The sequence below is a fragment of the Salipiger sp. PrR003 genome, assembly GCF_010500785.1.
Taxonomy (GTDB): Bacteria; Pseudomonadota; Alphaproteobacteria; order Rhodobacterales; family Rhodobacteraceae; genus Salipiger; species Salipiger pacificus_A.
Genome location: NZ_JAAGOV010000039.1, coordinates 60,234 through 76,652 on the forward strand (window position 1 = coordinate 60,234; position 16,419 = coordinate 76,652).

Genomic DNA, 16,419 nt, shown 5'->3' on the forward strand with positions numbered 1-16,419 from the left:
CCGTAGTTCCCAACTGGGGCGAAATTGGGCCGCTTGAGGGCAATAACCGTGGCGCTGCGGCTGGGTCAGGCCTCGTTCGCGTGGCGCAACTCGACCTGCACCACGTCGGTGCGTCCGCTGGCGAATGTGGCGGCGCAGGCGTCAAGGTAGAATTGCCAGCTGCGCAGGAAGCTCTCGCCGTAGCCGAGGCTCTCGATTCGCTTGCGCTGGCGCAGCAGCCCGCTCTTCCAGATCCGGCACGTCCGCGCATAGTCCTGCCCAAAGGCGAAGCTTTCGCGCAGCACCAACCCAGCCTTTTGCGCCTCTCGCGCCAGCACCGCGTTACAGGGCAGCATGCCCCCCGGAAAGGTGTGCTGGCGGATGAAGTCGGTGCGCTTGCGGTAAAGCGAAAACTCGGCGTCCTGCACGGTGATCGCCTGCAGCACGGCGCGGCCGCCCTCGGCCAGCCGGTCCTTGATGGTCGAGAAATAGACCGGCCAGTAACGCTCGCCCACCGCCTCGATCATCTCGATCGACACGATGTTGGCAAAGCGCCCTTGCGTTGCTCGGTAGTCCTGCAAGCGAATCTCAGCGCGCCCGTCGAGGCGGGCGTCGGCATAGCCTTTCTGGCTGGGCGAGAGAGTGATGCCGGTCACCTGGCGTCCCTGTTCCGCCGCGCGTTCGGCAAAGCCGCCCCAGCCGCAGCCGATCTCCAGCACCGAGGGCGCGTCGTTCAGCCGTGACAGGATGCGGTCGTACTTGCGGTCCTGCGCGCGGGGCAGGGCCTCGTCGCCTTCGCCGTCCGCGAAAAGCGCCGAGGAATAGGTCATGCCCGGATCGAGCCACAGCTGGTAGAACTCGTTGCCCACGTCGTAATGCGCCCGGATGTTGCGCGACGAGCCGCTCAGGCTGTTGGCGCGCAGCACCCGGTCGATCAGCCGGAAGCGCAAACGGGCCAGCGGACCGGGGGTGACGTAGTGCTCCACCACATCCAGGTTGTCGAGCGCCAGGCGGATCAGCCGCTCGGGGTTCGAGCTGTGCCAGAGGCCCGCCACGTAGGTCTCGCCAAGCGCCACCTCGCCGCGTGTCGCCAAGGCCGGCAGCAGCGCCCAATCGTGGATGTGGATGTCCGCCTCGGGCCCGGTGTCGCCAAAGCGGTGGCGGGTGCCCTCGGGGGTGATCAGGGTGAGTTGGCCTGTCTCGATCCGCTCGAGCGTCGAAAGGAAGCGGCGTTTCATCAGGGCGGTGACGGGCAGGATCATTGGCTGACCTCGTTTTCGGGCGGCGAGGGAAGCGGACGGTAGTCCGCCCCCTTCAGTTTCAGGCGGAGCGCATTCCAGTAGATGAGCACAATCACGCGAATCGTGCCACCGGGACGCTTGAGCGCTGCGCCGAGCAGACGCTTCGGCGTGGCGGCGGCGAAATCGCCGTGCATCGTGGCGATCAGCCCCTCGGCGCCATCGATCTGGTGGATCGCGATGGCCGTGGCGGCGGGGCTAATGGCGAAGCGGAAGAGATACTTGCCGCGCACGTCCTGAAAGGGCGAGACATGGAAGACCTTGGTCGCGGTCAACTCGTCTCCGGCGCGGATCGGCGCGAAGCCGGCATGATGGCACAGGTAGCTGTGGCGCTGGCCAAAGGTGTTGCTCACTTCGGCAATCACCGCCAACAGCTCATCGCCGCGCAGCGCCAGCCAGAAGGACACAGGGCAGAACCAGTAGCCGAGAAAACGCGGCTGGGTCATCAGCGCCACGGTCGTGCCTTCGAGGCCCGCGCTGGCAAACACCTTGCGCGCCCAGGCTGCGCCTTCGCCGGCACCGCGAGCCCCGCCGTGATCGCGGTCATGCAGCGCGAAGAGGTTGAAGCGATTGCGCGAGAAAAAGGTGCGTCGCCGCACCCGCTCGGGATCGAGCAGCAGGTAATCGACCTTGTAGGCAAAGGCATGGTGGATGCTGCCGCGCCGCGCGTGGGTGACCCGGGCGGGCAGGTGCAGCAGCTCGCCGCCTTCGAGCTGGGCCGCGAGGCTGGCGCTCATGCGGCCACCGCGGCAGGCAGCATCTGCCGGGCGATGCGCACGGCGCTGGCGAATCCGTCCTCGTGAAATCCGTTGCGCAGCCAGGCGCCAGCGTACCAGCTTCGGTTCTGCCCCTGCAGCGCGGCGATCTTCCTTTGGGCGTCGAGCGCGCCCAGATCGAATACAGGGTGGCGGAAGGTGTTCTGGTCGTAGATCAGTTCGTCGGGAATATCTTGCTGCGGATTGAGCGTGACGAACATCGGGTCGCTGTCGGGAATGCCCTGCAGCCGGTTCATCCAGTAAGTTACGCCGACGGGCACGTCCGCCGGGGTCCCGGGTTCGCTGCGGAAGACCCAGGAGCTCCAGCACCGGCGGCGGTTCGGCATGAGCCGGGCATCCCGGTGCAGTACGGCATGATTGTCCTGGAATTTCACCGCCCCGAGCGCGCGACGTTCATCGGCACTGGGCGCTTCCAGCAGCGAGAGGGCGACATCGGCGTGACAGGCAAAAACCACCTGGTCGAAGGTCTCGGGGGCCTCGCCGTCGGTCATCACCTGCACGTGGCGGTCATCCCGCGTCACCTGACACACCGGGGTGCCGGGGCGCAGCGACACCTGCCGCGCCTCAAGCGCGGCGGCAAGGCGCGAGACATAGCTCTGGCTGCCGCCGGAAACCGTCCACCACTGGTGCTGGCCGCCTGCCGAGAGCAACGCGTGGTTGCGCAGGAAGCGCATCAGCGCCTGCGCCGGGAAGTCGCCAATGCGCGCCGAGGGCGTGGACCAGATTGCGCCGCAGATCGGGTAGAGATACCGCTCGCGGAAGGCGCCGCCGAGGCCCATGACGTCCAGCAGCTCGCTGATCGAGGCATCCGGGCGCGCCTCGGCCACCGCCTCGGCCTGCTGGTTGAACCGCAGGATGTCGCGGATCATCGCGTAGAAGCCGGGCCGTGCAAGGTTGCTGCGCTGGCCGAAAAGCGCGTTCCCCGAGCGCAGCGCATACTCCAGTCGCCCGCCATCCAAAGAGACGCCGAAGCTCATGTCGCTGCGCTGCACCGGCACGTCGAGATCGCGGAAGAGCGCTGTCAGATGCGGGTAGTTGGCGTAGTTGAAAACGATGAAACCCGTGTCCACCGGCTGGTCGCCGTAGCGCCCGGCGACAACCGTGCGGGCATGGCCGCCAAGCCGGGGTGCCGCCTCGTAAAGCGTGACGCGGCAACGATGAGACAAGAGCCATGCGGTGGCGAGGCCCGAGATGCCGCCGCCAATCACCGCAACGCGCTGGGGAACTCCGAAAGACAGGTCTAGGGCCACGCAAACCTCCGCCGCGAAAACTGGACATATTATTCTTACGCACGCGGATCCCAAATGGATCACCAAAGCCTTGTGACGAGAGCAAATTCCTTGAGAATGCCGATATAGGGAGTTTTTGCGCGGCCAACGGCACGGCGTTGCAGCAGCACCACCCGAAAGCTCGAAAAAATCGCTCTTCAAGGTGATCCTTTTCGTCTCGGGCGCCGTATCCTCTACATGTCTCTTGATGGCCGCCTCACCGCGCCCGAAGCGCCCGCCGCCTTCCAGCCGGAAGGTCCGAGTCCCGTTTCGGGAATGAGGCAACCGCGCAAGAGAAAGGACATACGTGTGACGCCCGCCGAACGAACCGAACAAACGCAATGGCTTCTTGCCGTGCGCGACCGGAGGGACCGCGAGGCCTTTGGTCGGCTGTTCGATTTCTTCGCGCCGCGGCTCAAGGCGATGCTGATCCGCGGCGGGCTGCGCGACGGCAGCGCCGAGGATGTGGTGCAGGATGTGATGATCTCGGTCTGGAACAAAGCCGCGCAGTTCGATCCGCACAGGGCCGAGGCTTCGGCCTGGATCTACCGTATCGCGCGCAACCGACAGATCGACCTCTACCGCCGCAAGCCCTTGCCCGAGCCGGAACTCATTCATGAGCCCGAGAGTTCGGAGCCCGACGCACCTCAGATTCTCGCCATGGAGCAGGAAGCGGCGCAGCTGCGCGCGGCGCTGAAAAAACTGCGGCCAGAGCAGATCGAAGCCCTGCGTCACGCCTACATGGACGAGCTGCCCCATAGCGAGATCAGCCGGATCACCGGCCTGCCGCTGGGCACGATCAAATCCCGTATCCGCCTTGGGCTCGACCGCCTGCGGCGCGACCTGAACGACCTGAGACCCCAATGAGCAAGATCACCCATCATATCCCCGAGGAGATGCTCCGAGCCTATGCCGCCGGCGAGCTGCCGCAGCCTTTCGCTGTGGTGATCGCGGCACATGTCTCGCTTTGCGATGACTGCCGCGCCGCGGTCGAGACCGAGGCGGCTCTGGGCGGCGCGCTGCTGTCCGGCATGGTTCCGGCACCCGTGTCTGCGGATGCGCGCGATCGCCTCTTCGCCGCGCTCGACGGCACCCCGCCGCCCGCGCCCCCGCAACGCGGCTCGGGCATCTTTCCCGCCCCTGTGATGGAGGCGCTGAACGGCCAGCCGCCGCGCTGGAAGATGCTTGGCGGCGGCATTCGCCAGCAGATACTCAGCGCCGATGCCGAAGGCTCGCTGCGCCTGCTTTACATCCCCCGGGGCCGTGCCGTGCCCGAGCACACCCACGGCGGGCTCGAGCTGACGCTGGTGCTGCAGGGGAGCTTCTCGGACTGCGAGGGCCGTTTCGGACCCGGCGATGTCGAGGTGGCCTCGGATGAGGTGGACCACCAGCCGGTGGCGGGCTCCGAGGGCCCCTGCATCTGCCTTGCCGCCACCGATGCGCCGCTGCGCTTCCGCGCGATGATTCCGCGGCTTCTGCAGCCGCTGTTCCGCATCTGACCATGGGCTACGCGGGCAAACGCATATGGCTCATTGGCGCCAGTTCGGGAATCGGCGCGGCGTTGGCCAAGGAGTTGGCAGGGCAGGGCGCGCGGCTGGTGCTTTCTGCCCGCAACGAGGATGCGTTGCAGGGCCTTGCCGCGGAGTGTGGCGGAGCCGAGGTGGTTCCGCTCGATCTGGCGCAGCCCGAGACACTCAGAGCCGCCGCCGAACGCATCGCCGCGGGAGGCAAGCTCGATGCTCTGATCTGCACCGCCGCGCTTTACGATCCAGCGCGCGTGGTCGACCTCGACCCCGAGAAGACGGCCGCACTGGTGCAGGTCAATGTGACCGGCACGCTGCTGGTGGCGCAATGTGCACCAAAGGTGCTGCGCGAAGGTGGACAGCTGGTGCTCTTCGGCTCCGTTGCGGGCTACGTGGGTCTGCCGAAGGGCCAGGCCTATTCCGCGACCAAGGCGGCGATCATCAATCTTGCCGAGACGCTGCGGGTCGAACTGGCGCCCCAGGTCGACGTGCGGCTGGTCTGCCCCGGCTTCGTTCGGACCCGGCTGACCGACAAGAACGATTTCACCATGCCCGCGATTATCGAGCCCGAAGAAGCTGCGCGCGAGATCTCCCGCGGCATGGCGGGGCGCAGTTTCGAGATTCACTTCCCCAAGCGCTTTACCTATGCGCTGAAGCTGCTCAGGCTTCTGCCCTATCCGCTCGCGCTGCGCCTCACGGCGCGGCTTGCGGGCTGAGCGCCTCGCCCCCGGAGCGGTCAAGGGCGAGGAGGGCTCATGCCCGTGACAGGGTCAGGAGGGTTTCGGAAAGACCGCCATTACCGCCGCCACCCCGGCCCAGGCCGAGACCCCGGTCAGCACCGCGCCCCAAAGGCAGTCGGCGATCACCTGCTCCCAGCTCCAGTCGGCCAGCGTGGCGAAATTGGTCATCTCGTAGGTGCCGTAGCACATCAGACCCAGCAGCGCCCCCATCCAGAGCGCCTGCAGCGTTGCGCCCTCGCGCAGGGCGGGCAGCGAGACGAAAACCAGCACCCCCACCACGTAGGCCAGATAAAAGCCCGCCGCCGGGCCGAGCCGCAGCGGCTCTGCCAAGAGGTGCCCCACGTGCCGCTCGAACACCGGGCGGATGAGGAACCGCAGCCCGAGCATGTCGAGCCCAAGGAAGACGGCGGCGGTGACGATGTAGAGAACGAGCGTTTGCATGGGGCGTCCTTTGGAACCTTACCCTGGGGATACGTTTCCCGCGCGCGGGCGGATCACCGCAAAAACCCGGCGGCATCCTGCAAAAGCCGCGCGGGGGCGGTTGACCGGGCCGAAAGGTTGCAATATCTCTCCCGCCACTACGCGGGCGTTGTGTAGTGGTAAGACCTTAGCCTTCCAAGCTAATGACGCGGGTTCGATTCCCGCCGCCCGCTCCATTCCTCCCTGACATCGTGATTTTCAAGCGACTCGTGCCTTTGTGGTCCGCGTTGCAGGACCGCGTGCGCCCCTCCGCGACACGCCGCGCCTTGACGCAGGGCGCCGCGCCCCGCAATACCGTTCTGAAGACAAAGGAGCGGCCATGGCCCACGGAAACCCGGCTGCCATCGTGCAGGACGATCGCGAGAAATCCCGGAAACTCGGCTCTCTGGCCGCTCTCTGGCCCTTCATGAAGCCGTATCGGGGGCTGATGATCGCGGCGGTCCTCGCGCTGATTGCCACGGCCACCGTCTCGCTGACCCTGCCGCTGGCGGTGCGCCGGGTGGTGGACAATTTCGGCACCCAGGACGGCGCGCTGCTCGACCGCTACTTCATGGCGGCACTCGGCATCGCCGCGCTTCTGGCGCTCGGCACCGCGGCCCGCTACGCGCTGGTCACGCGGCTCGGCGAGCGCGTGGTGGCCGACATCCGAAAGGCGGTTTTCGACCGGGTGATCGGCCTCTCTCCGGCCTTCTATGAAAACACCATGACCGGCGAGGTGCTGAGCCGGATCACCACCGACACCACGCTGATCCTGTCGGTGATCGGCTCGTCGGTGTCGATCGCGCTGCGCAACCTGCTGCTCTTCGTGGGCGGGCTGACGCTGATGCTCTTCACCTCGGCCAAGCTCACCGGGATGGTGCTGCTGATCGTGCCGGTGGTGATCGTGCCGATCCTCACGCTGGGCCGCCGCCTGCGCAAGCTGAGCCGCGAGAACCAGGACTGGATCGCGGTCTCTTCGGGAAATGCCGCCGAGGCGCTTTCGGCCGTGCAGACCGTGCAGAGCTACACCCACGAGGCGATCAGCCGCGAAGCCTTTGCCGAGGTCACCGAGAAGAGCTTCGACGCCGCCCGCCGACGGGTGAAGACTCGCGCGCTCATGACGGCGATCGTGATCTTCCTCGTCTTCACCGGCATCGTCGGCGTGCTCTGGGCCGGGGCGGTGGACGTGCGCGCGGGGCAGATGAGCGCCGGCGCGCTGGTGCAATTCGTGATTTATTCGGTGATGGTCGCCGGCGCCGTCGCGGCGCTCTCGGAGATCTTCGGCGAGCTGCAGCGCGCTGCCGGGGCGACCGAGCGGCTGGTCGAACTGCTACAGGTCGAGGACACGGTGACCGATCCCGTTCAGCCCCTGCCGGTGCCGAGAACCGTGCGCGGCGAGATCACCTTCGACAAGGTCGATTTCACCTATCCCGCGCGGCCTGGGATCAAGGCTCTGGACGGCATCGACCTCCACATTCAGCCGGGCGAGACGGTGGCCCTCGTTGGCCCTTCCGGCGCGGGCAAGACCACCATCGTGCAGCTTATCCAGCGCTTCTACGACCCCGATGCAGGCCGGGTGCTGCTCGACGGCGTGCCGCTTGACAAGATGAGCCGCAACGGCTTCCGGCAGCACATCGCGCTGGTGCCGCAGGATCCGGTGATCTTTGCGGCCTCGGCGCGCGACAACATCCGCTTCGGCCGCCCCGGTGCCAGCGATGCCGAGGTCGAGGCCGCCGCCCGCGCGGCGGCCGCGCATGACTTCCTGTCAGCGCTGCCCGAGGGCTATGACACCTATCTCGGCGAGCGCGGCGTGATGCTCTCGGGCGGACAGAAGCAGCGCGTGGCCATCGCCCGCGCCATCCTGCGCGACGCGCCGGTGCTGCTGCTCGACGAGGCGACCTCGGCGCTGGATGCCGAGAGCGAGCGGGCGGTGCAGCAGGCCGTCGATACGCTGGCCGAGGGGCGCACGACGATCATCGTCGCGCACAGGCTCGCGACAGTGAAGAAGGCCGACCGGATCCTGGTCATGGATCATGGCCGCATCGTCGCGCAGGGGGGGCACGATGCGCTGGTGGCCGAGGGAGGGCTCTATGCCCGGCTGGCGAGGCTGCAGTTCACCGACGGGGTCGCCGCGGAGTAGTGATCCCTTAGCCGTTCCGGGGTCTCCGGGCTTTGCCTTGACCGTGCGGCATGCTAAGGGCGCAGCCCTTGCGAGAGGTGATGATACCTCTCACACTTTAAACTGGTGCCGCCGCCGGTCGTGCGACGGTACCGCGCGTGGAGGAGCGGCGCGGGCATGCAATTCGTGACATTGGACGATCGCAATGCGATCGAGGCCGAGAAACCCTGGTCCGAACGGGACCTGCCCGGGAACCTGCACGCCTGCCTCGCGCAGACCGCCGCGCGCTTCGGAGAGCGCCCGGCGCTCAGCTTCCAGCTTCTTTCCGGGGCAAAGGATCCGGCCGAGACGCTGAGCTGGTCGCAGCTGGAGTCGCGCGTGAATCAGGCCGCCAACCTCTTCCGCAGCCTGGGAGTGGAGGAGGGCGACGTGGTTGCCATGGTGCTGCCCAACTGCACCGAGGCGCTGCTGACGGTCCTCGGTGGGGCAGTCGCCGGGATCGTGGCGCCGATCAACCCGCTGCTCGAACCCGAGCAGATCGCGGCGCTGCTGCGCGAGACCGGCGCGCGGGTGGTGGTGACGCTGAAGTCCTTCCCCAAGACCGACATCGCCCAGAAGCTGGCCGAGGCCTGCCGCCATGCGCCGGGGGTGGTCACGGTGCTCGAGGTGGATCTCAACCGCTACCTCACCCCGCCGAAGCGCTGGCTGGTGCCGCTGCTGCGCCCGAAACTGCCGCGCACCCATCACGCCGACATCAAATGCTTCAACGCCGAGCTTACGCGCCAGCCGACGGGGCTCACCTTCGCGCCGTCGACCGCCGACAGGGTCGCGGCCTATTTTCACACCGGCGGCACGACCGGCATGCCCAAGGTCGCGCAGCACAGGGTCTCGGGGATGCTCTACAACGGCTGGCTCGGCTCGCGGCTGTTGTTCCGCGAGACCGACAACGTCATGTGCCCGCTGCCGCTGTTCCACGTTTTCGCCACCGAGGTGGTGATCATGTCGGCCCTGTCCTCGGGGGCGCATGTGATCCTGCCGACCCCGGCGGGCTATCGCGGCGAGGGGGTCTTCGACAATTTCTGGAAGCTCTGCGAGCGCTGGAAGATCACTTTCATGATCACCGTGCCGACCGCCGTCTCGGCGCTTATGCAGCGCAAGGTGGACGCCGACATCTCGACCATGCGCCACGCCTTTTCCGGTTCCGCACCGATGCCCGTCGAGCTGTTCCGGCGCTTCGAGGAGGTTGCGGGCCTGTCGATCTGCGAGGGTTACGGGCTGACCGAGGCAACCTGCCTCGTGTCGGTCAACCCGCCGGACGGGGTCAAGAAGATCGGCTCGGTCGGCTTCCCGTTCCCCTATACAGAGGTCAAGATCGTGCGGCAGACCGCGTCGGGCCCGCAGGAATGCCCGGCAGACGAGATTGGCGAGATCTGCGTGTACAATCCCGGGGTGACCCCCGGCCGCACCTATACCGATGCGGACCGCAACCGCGATCTCTATCACGAGGAGCGCTTCCTTCGGACCGGTGATCTGGGCCGGATCGACGCGGATGGCTATCTGTGGATCACCGGGCGGGCCAAGGACGTGATCATCCGCGGCGGCCACAACATCGATCCCGCCGAGATCGAGGACGCGCTGCTCACCCATCCTTCGGTGGCGGTGGCGGCGGCAATCGGCCAGCCCGACGCCCACGCGGGCGAGCTGCCCTGCGCCTATGTCGAGCTGGTCGCGGGGGCGATGGTCACCGAGGAGGAGCTGCTGAAGCACGCGCAGGTGCATATCCACGAACGCGCGGCCTGGCCGAAACACCTCGAGATCCTGCCAGAGCTGCCGAAGACCGGGGTCGGAAAGGTGTTCAAGCCCGACCTGCGCAAGCGGGCGATCGCCCGCGTCTACGACGCCGCGCTGGAAGCGCAGGGTCTGAATGCGCGCGTGGCCGAAGTCCATGATGACACGCGCCGCGGGCTGGTGGCCAAACTGTCGCGCGGCGATGACGAGGAGGCCGCCGTCGCAAAATGTCTCGGCGCCTTCACGCGGCCGTGGGACTGGACGGAAAAACGCTGAGGGTGCGGCGCACGTCGCCGGCTCATCAGTCCTTCTTGACGCAGAAGATCTCGTAGAGCAGGCCGATCACCCGCGCGGTGTCCTCGGTCGCGAGGCTGTAGTAGATCGTCTTGCCGTCGCGGCGGGTGTTCACCAGACCCTCTTCGCGCAGGCGTGCCAGCATTTGGCTCACCGCCGCCTGGCGCATGCCGAGCAGACCTTCAAGCTCACCCACGGACTTTTCGCCCGAGCCGAGGTGGCACAGGATCATCAGCCGTCCCTCGTGGGCCAGCGTCTTGAGGAAGCCCGCGGCGTTGCGCGCGTTCTCGGCCATTTCCTCGGGTGGGGGTGTGAGCGTTTCTTCCGTCACCAGTCGATGCCTCTGCAAGGTCTCAGTCGCTATATAGAACGCGCGCTGCGGAATGCGAGATCCTGCGGCGTCTGAGGATGGCTCGGGACGGGTCTTATGCGTCTTCGTGGCTGTCCCGCTGTTAGCGCGAACCAAGCGCTGCTGGCAAGTGTTTGCGATGCCGCGCCGCTCAGGGCCGTGCCGCGAGCGAGAGCGCGGCTCCGGTGGCCAGAAGGAGCTGCGGCAGGATGAGGGACTCGACGTGGCGTCGCGCCACGGCAGACCCCTCGACCGCGCCGAGCGAAGTGCCGAGGATCCCGGCGTGCGCCTTCAGTGCGGCAAGCGGCGCGTTGCCCGGCGCGCGCCCCGCGAGCGCGCGAATCAGCCGCGCGGCCCAATCCGCCAGCATGGTCAGGGGCATCCGGTCGGCGCCCCACCCCTGATCGCCGAGGTTCAGCGCGGCGCCGAGCGCAGGGCGCAGGACCTCGGCGCTGTCGCCGTTGTGGCTCACGCAGAGCAGGGCCTCGCGCAGCGCCGGCAAGTCGGCCATGAGCGCGGCGAGATCGTCGCTGCCCGGCAGCGCCTCGGTCGCCGCTTCGAACTGGGCCAGCACCTGCCGCAGGCGCAGCGCCAGCGCGCAGTCCTGCAGATCGCCAGGGAGGGCGCCCTGGCAGAGGTACTGGGCGTAGTCGGGCGCCTGCATCAGCGACCGAAAGGCATCCAGCAGCGGCGGCACCACGCTGCCCGCCTCTGCCGTGCCCTGCGCCAGCGCGCCGGGGTCGATCTGGAGTTCGAGCGAGGCGCGGTGGATGGCCTTGGCGGCGGTCTCGGGGATCAGCCCGGCGTCGCCCTGCACCTTGGCCAGCGTGCCCACCACGATCATGATCGCCCGGACCTCGGCGCTGTCCGAGAACAGCTTGGCGAGATCCCCGGCAGGGAAGAGGCGGTGCAGGTGGGCGCTGTCGAAGGGCGTGGCGGACATGGGTCAGCTCCGGGCGATGCGGTCCAGAAGGGCGACGAGGCCCTCGGGGTCGGACAGGAAGGGCGAATGCGCGCTGCTCATGTCGTAGACCTCGTCGCTTGGCAAGACCGACGCCATGGCACGCTGGTGGTCAGGGGGCACGGCCATGTCCTGAGAGCACAGGATGTAGCTCCGCGGCACCTGCTCTACCGTGCCGGTGAGCGTGACACGTTCCTTCTGCGTCGAGATCGGCTGCGGCGTCAGGTGCCGCGCGGCGCGGTCGATGAGCGCGGCGGGACAGTCGTGGTAGAATTTTTCCCGGATCAGGGATGGATCGAAATGGAAGGTCGCGCCACCTTCGTCGCGGCGGATCGCCTCGTTCAGCGGCTGGTCCGGCCAGTCGCGGCTGAGGCTGGTGACGCTGTCGCCGTCGCCGGGCAGGAAGGCGCAGAGGTAGATGAGCCGGGAAAATTTCTCCGGGTGCAGGTCGGCGGCCTGCGTCGCGGGCACGCCGGACATCGAGTGGGCGACGACGATGGTCGGCGCGTCGAGCGCGCCGAGGATGGCCTCGACGTAGCTCCGCAGGGTGACCTCGTCGCGTGGCGTGGTATCGGCGCCATGCCCGGGCAGGTCGATGGCGCGGGCCGTGTGACCGCGCTCTTCCAGCGCCGGGATCACGTCGCGCCAGCACCATGCGCCGTGCGAGGCGCCGTGGATCAGCAGGAAGTTCGCCATCAGATATGCCCCTGTCCTTTGAGGAAGTCGGTGAGAATTTGCCCGTATTCCGCGGGCTTCTCGACGAAGGGAAGATGTCCCGCGCCCCGGATCAGCGCGAATTGCGAACCGGGAACGAGGTCTGTCGTCTCGCGCACCATGTCGGGCGGTGTCGAGCCGTCCTCGCTGGCGGCGATCCCAAGCAGCGGCAGGCGCAGGCCCGAGGTGGGCGTCATGAAGTCGGTCCCGGCGATGGCGGCGGCGCAGCCCATGTAGCCTTTTGCGGGCGTGCGCGCGAGCATGTTGCGCCAGGGCTTGATCGCCTCGGAGGCGCGGAATTTTCGGGTGAACCAGCGCTCCAGCACCGCATCCGCGATGGCCTCGACGCCGCGCTTCTCGACTTCGGCGATGCGGGTCTCCCAGATCTGCCGCGTGCCGATCTTGGCGGCGGTGTTCGACAGGACCGCCGCGCGCACGAGATCGTGGCGCTTGGCCGACAGCCCTTGCGCGACCATGCCGCCGATCGACAGGCCGACGAAGATCGCGTCACGGACCCCCGTGTGCTCCATCAGCCGCTCGGCGTCGCGCACCAGCGCGCCCATGGAATAGGGCGGTTCGGGGCAGTCCGAAAGGCCGTGTCCCCGCATGTCGTAGCGCAGGATCCGCAGCCCCTCGGGCAGGTGCGGCAGCAGCCCGTCCCAGAGCCGGAAATCGGTGCCCAGAGAGTTGGCCAGCACCAGCGGTGCGCCATCGTCGGGGCCGTCGATGTGGTAGTGAAGTCGGACATCTCCGAGATCGCCCATGAGCATGGCGGGGCCTCCATTTTCCTTGGCGCGGACCCTAGCGGGCGGGGCGGCAAGAGGGAAGGCGATCGGGCAGGCGCAGGTCATGCACATTCCATGCACCGCCCACGCGCATCACACCGCACCGGCGCTGATTGACTCCCGCGCCTCCCGCCTGCTAGCAGGCGCGCCTTGATGGCATACGAAGAGGCGCGGGGACACCAATGGCACGCAAGAAGGGTCGCGACATTTCCGGCTGGCTGATCGTCGACAAACCGGCGGGCATGACCTCGACCTCTGTGGTCAACAAGGTCCGCTGGGCGCTGGCGGCGAAAAAGGCGGGCCACGCCGGCACGCTCGACCCCGAGGCGACCGGCGTGCTGGCCGTGGCGCTCGGCGAGGCGACCAAGACCGTGCCCTATATCACCGACGCGATGAAGGCCTACCGCTTCATCGTGCGCCTGGGGCAGGCCACCAATACCGACGATGCCGAGGGCGAGATCCAGCGCGAGAGCGCCGAGCGCCCCTCGGACGACGAGATCAAGGAAGCGCTGCACCAGTTCGTCGGCGACATCCAGCAGGTGCCGCCGCAGTTCTCGGCGGTGAAGGTGGATGGCGAACGCGCCTACAAGCGGGCGCGGGACGGCGAGGAGATGGAGCTTTCGGCCCGTCCGCTCTTCGTGGAATCGCTGATCATGCTCGAGCGTGTCGATGCCGACCACGTCGAGCTGGAGATGGTCTGCGGCAAGGGCGGCTACGTGCGCTCGATCGCCCGCGATCTCGGCGAGGCGCTCGGCTGTTTCGGACACGTGCTGCGCCTGCGCCGGGTCTGGTCCGGGCCGTTCGAGGCCTCGGACGGGATCAGCGTCGAGCAGATCGACGCGCTGGCGAAGACCCCCGAGCTCGACGAGAAGCTGCTGCCGCTGCAAGTGGGTCTTGCCGATCTGCCCGAGCTGCGCTGCACGCCCGAGGGTGCGGCGCGGCTGCGCAATGGCAACCCCGGCATGGTGATTCCCGGCGAGGCCGAATACGGCGACGAGGCCTGGGCGTCCTTCGAGGGCAAGCCGGTGGCGGTGGGCATCTTCAAGGCCGGCGAGCTGCACCCGAGCCGGGTGTTCAACCTCGGCTGAGGCTCAGCCCAGCATTTTCAGCCAGCGCCGCAGCGCGCCCAGCGACTCGGGCTCGTCGAGGAACGGGACGTGGCCGCGGCCGGGGATCTCGGCGGCGATCATGTCCGGTCGGCGCCGCTGCATCTCGGCGAAGGTCTCGGCGGTGAGCAGCGTCGAGCCACCGCCCCGCAGGGCGCAGAGCGGCAGCCCCTTGAAGGCATCGAAGAGCGGCCAGAGGTCCGGCGCGGGCTGCGCGCCCGCCTCGAGCACCGCGTCGCGCAGGCGCGGATCGTACTGGATGCGCAGCCCTTCGGGCGTTTCGCGGTAGAACTTCGTCACCTCTTCCATCCAGCGCCCCGGCGGCACGTCCTTGAAGGCGGTCATGCCCATGGCCATCTTCTCGGCGGCCTCTGCATGGGTTTGCCAAGCCGGGTTCCGGCCGATGTAATCCTTGATGACCGCAAGCCCTTCGCCTCCGATCTCGGGGCCGATGTCGTTGAGCGCGACGCCGAGCAACCGCTCCTTCACCGTCGCCGCCAGCACCATGGCGATCAGCCCGCCGCGCGAGGTGCCGAGCACCGCCACCTGCTTCAGCCCGAGGTGGTCCATCAACTCGACCGCGTCGCGGCCCTCGATGGGAATGGTGTAGCTGGTGTGATCGGTCCAGTCGGACTGGCCGCGGCCCCGGTAATCCATGCGGATCAGCCGCACCTTCGCGGGGTCGAGATGGGGCGCAAGATAGTCGAAATCGCGCCCGTCGCGGGTGAGGCCGGCGAGGCAGAGCAGCGGGATGCCGTGGCCCTCGTCGGTGTAATGGATCGACAGGCCGTCGGAAGTGGTGAACTCGGGCATCAGAGAAGCTCCGGGATTGTGGTCAGGTCGTTCAGCACGTGCTGCGGTCGGCCGGGCAGGCGGTCGATGGGCTCACCGGCGCGGTTGACCCAGGCGGTGCGAAAGCCGTAAGCCGCCGCGCTGCCCGCGTCCCAGCCGTTGGAGGAAACGAAAAGCACCTCTCCCGGTTCCTTCCCGAAGCGCTGACCCACGAGGTCGTAGACCGCGCGGGCAGGCTTGAAGACGCCGACCTCCTCGACCGAGAGCACGGCGTCGAGGTAGCTTTCAATCCCGGCACTGGCGACCGCGCCCTCGAGCATGTCCGGACTGCCGTTGGAAAGGATGGCGCAGTTCAGTCCCTGCGCCTTCAGTGTCGCGAGGAGTTTGGGCACCTCGGGGTAGGCCGAGAGCTCCCAGTAGAGGCCGAGCAGGGTTTCGCGCAGCTCGGGGTCGGTCAGGCCATGGCGCTCCATCGCCCAGTCGAGCCCGTCCTGCGTCACCTGCCAGAAGCTGCAGTGATCGCCGGTCACCGCGCGCAGCCAGCTGTATTCCAGCTGCTTGCGCCGCCAGTCGGCGGAGAGGGCCGGCCAGACTTTGGCCAGCGCCTGCTGCCCGGGCGCTTCGGCGGCGCGGCGCGCGGCAGCAGAGACGTCGAAGAGCGTGCCGTAGGCGTCAAAGACGCAGGTGGCGATCTGGCCGGCTTGGGTCATGGGGCGAACTGTCCTCCTCGCGATCCGGCGCAGGGTGGCACGGGCCGGGGCGGGTCGAAAGAGTGAATTTGCCAAGGTTTGGAGGGGCAGGGCGCCGTGCCCGGGCCTCGCCCGGACATCCTCTTTGCAATCCCGGGCGTGGATGCTTAGGTTGGAGGGGAGAGCAAACGAGCACCCGCCGCGACAGGTGGCCTCGTCCCATCCACAGAACTTTCCCAAAAGATCGGAGACTCCCATGACGCAGGTCAAGACCGGCGACACCGTTCGTATTCATTACACTGGCACCCTGAACGACGGCACCACCTTTGATTCCAGCGCAGGCCGCGACCCGCTGGAATTCCAGGTCGGCTCGGGCCAGATCATCCCCGGCCTCGACAAGGCGATGCCGGGCATGGCGGTCGGCGAGAAGAAGACCGTGGAAGTGCCCGCCGAAGAGGCCTATGGCCCGGTCCACGCCGAGGCACGCCAGGCCGTGCCGCGTGCCGACATCCCCGAGGACATCCCGCTCGATCTGGGCACCCCGCTGCAGATGCAGACCCCCACCGGCCAGGTGGTGCAGGTGACCGTGGTCGAGGTGAATGACACCGAGGTCACGCTCGACGCCAATCACCCGCTGGCGGGCAAGGATCTGACCTTTGCCATCGAGCTGGTAGAGATCGCCTGATCGGCGCTGATCGCCCGGGGCTGCGGCTCTGGCGAACATGAGAGCGGCGCGGGGATGATCCGCGCCGCTTTTTCCTTTGCCATTCGGCGCGCGG

General features: G+C 67.7%; 17 protein-coding genes and 1 tRNA gene. 8 read left to right on the forward strand and 10 right to left on the reverse strand.

The genetic code is table 11. The features are described from left to right. Positions 1-65 precede the first annotated feature (65 nt). The 3 genes from G0D83_RS12860 to G0D83_RS12870 are packed head-to-tail and all read right to left on the reverse strand — an operon-like array spanning position 66 to position 3,303. Positions 66-1,238, reverse strand: a complete 1,173-nt coding sequence (locus G0D83_RS12860) for a cyclopropane-fatty-acyl-phospholipid synthase family protein (RefSeq protein ID WP_164194626.1) — start codon at positions 1,236-1,238, stop codon at positions 66-68. Further along, entirely contained in the window at positions 1,238-2,014 is a 777-nt protein-coding gene (locus G0D83_RS12865) for a DUF1365 domain-containing protein (protein WP_164194509.1), read from the reverse strand. Before G0D83_RS12865 ends, G0D83_RS12860 begins: the two co-directional genes overlap by 1 nt. Next, positions 2,011-3,303, reverse strand: a complete 1,293-nt coding sequence (locus G0D83_RS12870; RefSeq protein ID WP_164194512.1) for an FAD-dependent oxidoreductase — start codon at positions 3,301-3,303, stop codon at positions 2,011-2,013. Before G0D83_RS12870 ends, G0D83_RS12865 begins: the two co-directional genes overlap by 4 nt. A 327-nt stretch (positions 3,304-3,630) precedes the next feature. On the opposite strand from G0D83_RS12870, the gene G0D83_RS12875 reads away from it, so the two are divergent. The 3 genes from G0D83_RS12875 to G0D83_RS12885 are packed head-to-tail and all read left to right on the forward strand — an operon-like array spanning position 3,631 to position 5,560. Continuing rightward, complete coding sequence (locus G0D83_RS12875; protein WP_254694397.1) at positions 3,631-4,188, forward strand: sigma-70 family RNA polymerase sigma factor; 558 nt, start codon at positions 3,631-3,633, stop codon at positions 4,186-4,188. After that, the gene (locus G0D83_RS12880) at positions 4,185-4,820 is read left to right on the forward strand and encodes a ChrR family anti-sigma-E factor (protein WP_164194516.1); all 636 of its coding nucleotides are present in this window, start codon (positions 4,185-4,187) and stop codon (positions 4,818-4,820) included. The genes G0D83_RS12875 and G0D83_RS12880 overlap by 4 nt, the downstream gene beginning before the upstream one ends. 2 nt (positions 4,821-4,822) lie before the next feature. Next, positions 4,823-5,560: an SDR family oxidoreductase gene (locus G0D83_RS12885; RefSeq protein WP_164194520.1), complete on the forward strand. Its 738-nt coding sequence runs from the start codon at positions 4,823-4,825 to the stop codon at positions 5,558-5,560. Positions 5,561-5,614: 54 nt separating this feature from the next. Here the strand turns inward: G0D83_RS12885 and G0D83_RS12890 are convergent, their stop codons facing one another. Next, on the reverse strand, positions 5,615-6,025 hold the full coding sequence (locus G0D83_RS12890; protein ID WP_164194523.1) for a DUF2177 family protein: 411 nt from the start codon (positions 6,023-6,025) through the stop codon (positions 5,615-5,617). A gap of 141 nt (positions 6,026-6,166) precedes the next feature. On the opposite strand from G0D83_RS12890, the gene G0D83_RS12895 reads away from it, so the two are divergent. The 3 genes from G0D83_RS12895 (at position 6,167) to G0D83_RS12905 (ending at position 10,226) form a co-directional block, all read left to right on the forward strand. Then, a tRNA-Gly gene (locus G0D83_RS12895) sits at positions 6,167-6,240 on the forward strand. A 143-nt stretch (positions 6,241-6,383) separates the two neighbouring features. Beyond that, on the forward strand, positions 6,384-8,183 hold the full coding sequence (locus tag G0D83_RS12900; RefSeq protein WP_164194528.1) for an ABC transporter transmembrane domain-containing protein: 1,800 nt from the start codon (positions 6,384-6,386) through the stop codon (positions 8,181-8,183). Positions 8,184-8,339: 156 nt separating this feature from the next. Next, the gene (locus G0D83_RS12905) at positions 8,340-10,226 is read left to right on the forward strand and encodes an acyl-CoA synthetase (protein WP_164194532.1); all 1,887 of its coding nucleotides are present in this window, start codon (positions 8,340-8,342) and stop codon (positions 10,224-10,226) included. A gap of 25 nt (positions 10,227-10,251) precedes the next feature. Here the strand turns inward: G0D83_RS12905 and G0D83_RS12910 are convergent, their stop codons facing one another. The 4 genes from G0D83_RS12910 to pcaD all read right to left on the reverse strand — a co-directional run bounded on the left by G0D83_RS12910 (position 10,252) and on the right by pcaD (position 13,038). Then, on the reverse strand, positions 10,252-10,539 hold the full coding sequence (locus G0D83_RS12910; protein ID WP_164194629.1) for a metalloregulator ArsR/SmtB family transcription factor: 288 nt from the start codon (positions 10,537-10,539) through the stop codon (positions 10,252-10,254). Between the two features lie 205 nt (positions 10,540-10,744). After that, positions 10,745-11,536, reverse strand: coding sequence for a hypothetical protein (locus G0D83_RS12915; protein ID WP_164194536.1), 792 nt, complete (start codon positions 11,534-11,536; stop codon positions 10,745-10,747). 3 nt (positions 11,537-11,539) lie between these two features. Continuing rightward, positions 11,540-12,250 carry an alpha/beta fold hydrolase gene (locus G0D83_RS12920; RefSeq protein WP_164194540.1) on the reverse strand — a complete coding sequence of 237 codons (711 nt, stop codon included), beginning with the start codon at positions 12,248-12,250 and terminating at the stop codon, positions 11,540-11,542. Next, positions 12,250-13,038, reverse strand: a complete 789-nt coding sequence (gene pcaD, locus G0D83_RS12925) for a 3-oxoadipate enol-lactonase (RefSeq protein WP_164194632.1) — start codon at positions 13,036-13,038, stop codon at positions 12,250-12,252. The genes G0D83_RS12920 and pcaD overlap by 1 nt, the downstream gene beginning before the upstream one ends. 197 nt (positions 13,039-13,235) lie before the next feature. Between pcaD and truB the strand changes: the two genes are divergently transcribed. Then, positions 13,236-14,141 carry a tRNA pseudouridine(55) synthase TruB gene (gene truB / locus G0D83_RS12930; protein ID WP_164194544.1) on the forward strand — a complete coding sequence of 302 codons (906 nt, stop codon included), beginning with the start codon at positions 13,236-13,238 and terminating at the stop codon, positions 14,139-14,141. A 3-nt stretch (positions 14,142-14,144) separates the two neighbouring features. On the opposite strand, the gene G0D83_RS12935 is transcribed toward truB, so the two are convergent. Together G0D83_RS12935 and G0D83_RS12940 are read right to left on the reverse strand one after the other, a co-directional pair. Then, positions 14,145-14,972 (reverse strand): alpha/beta fold hydrolase, encoded by an 828-nt coding sequence (locus G0D83_RS12935; protein ID WP_164194547.1) that lies wholly within the window; start codon positions 14,970-14,972, stop codon positions 14,145-14,147. Continuing rightward, positions 14,972-15,661 carry a haloacid dehalogenase type II gene (locus G0D83_RS12940; RefSeq protein WP_164194551.1) on the reverse strand — a complete coding sequence of 230 codons (690 nt, stop codon included), beginning with the start codon at positions 15,659-15,661 and terminating at the stop codon, positions 14,972-14,974. Before G0D83_RS12940 ends, G0D83_RS12935 begins: the two co-directional genes overlap by 1 nt. Before the next feature lie 235 nt (positions 15,662-15,896). On the opposite strand from G0D83_RS12940, the gene G0D83_RS12945 reads away from it, so the two are divergent. After that, complete coding sequence (locus G0D83_RS12945) at positions 15,897-16,325, forward strand: peptidylprolyl isomerase (RefSeq protein WP_108967080.1); 429 nt, start codon at positions 15,897-15,899, stop codon at positions 16,323-16,325. Positions 16,326-16,419 lie beyond the last annotated feature (94 nt).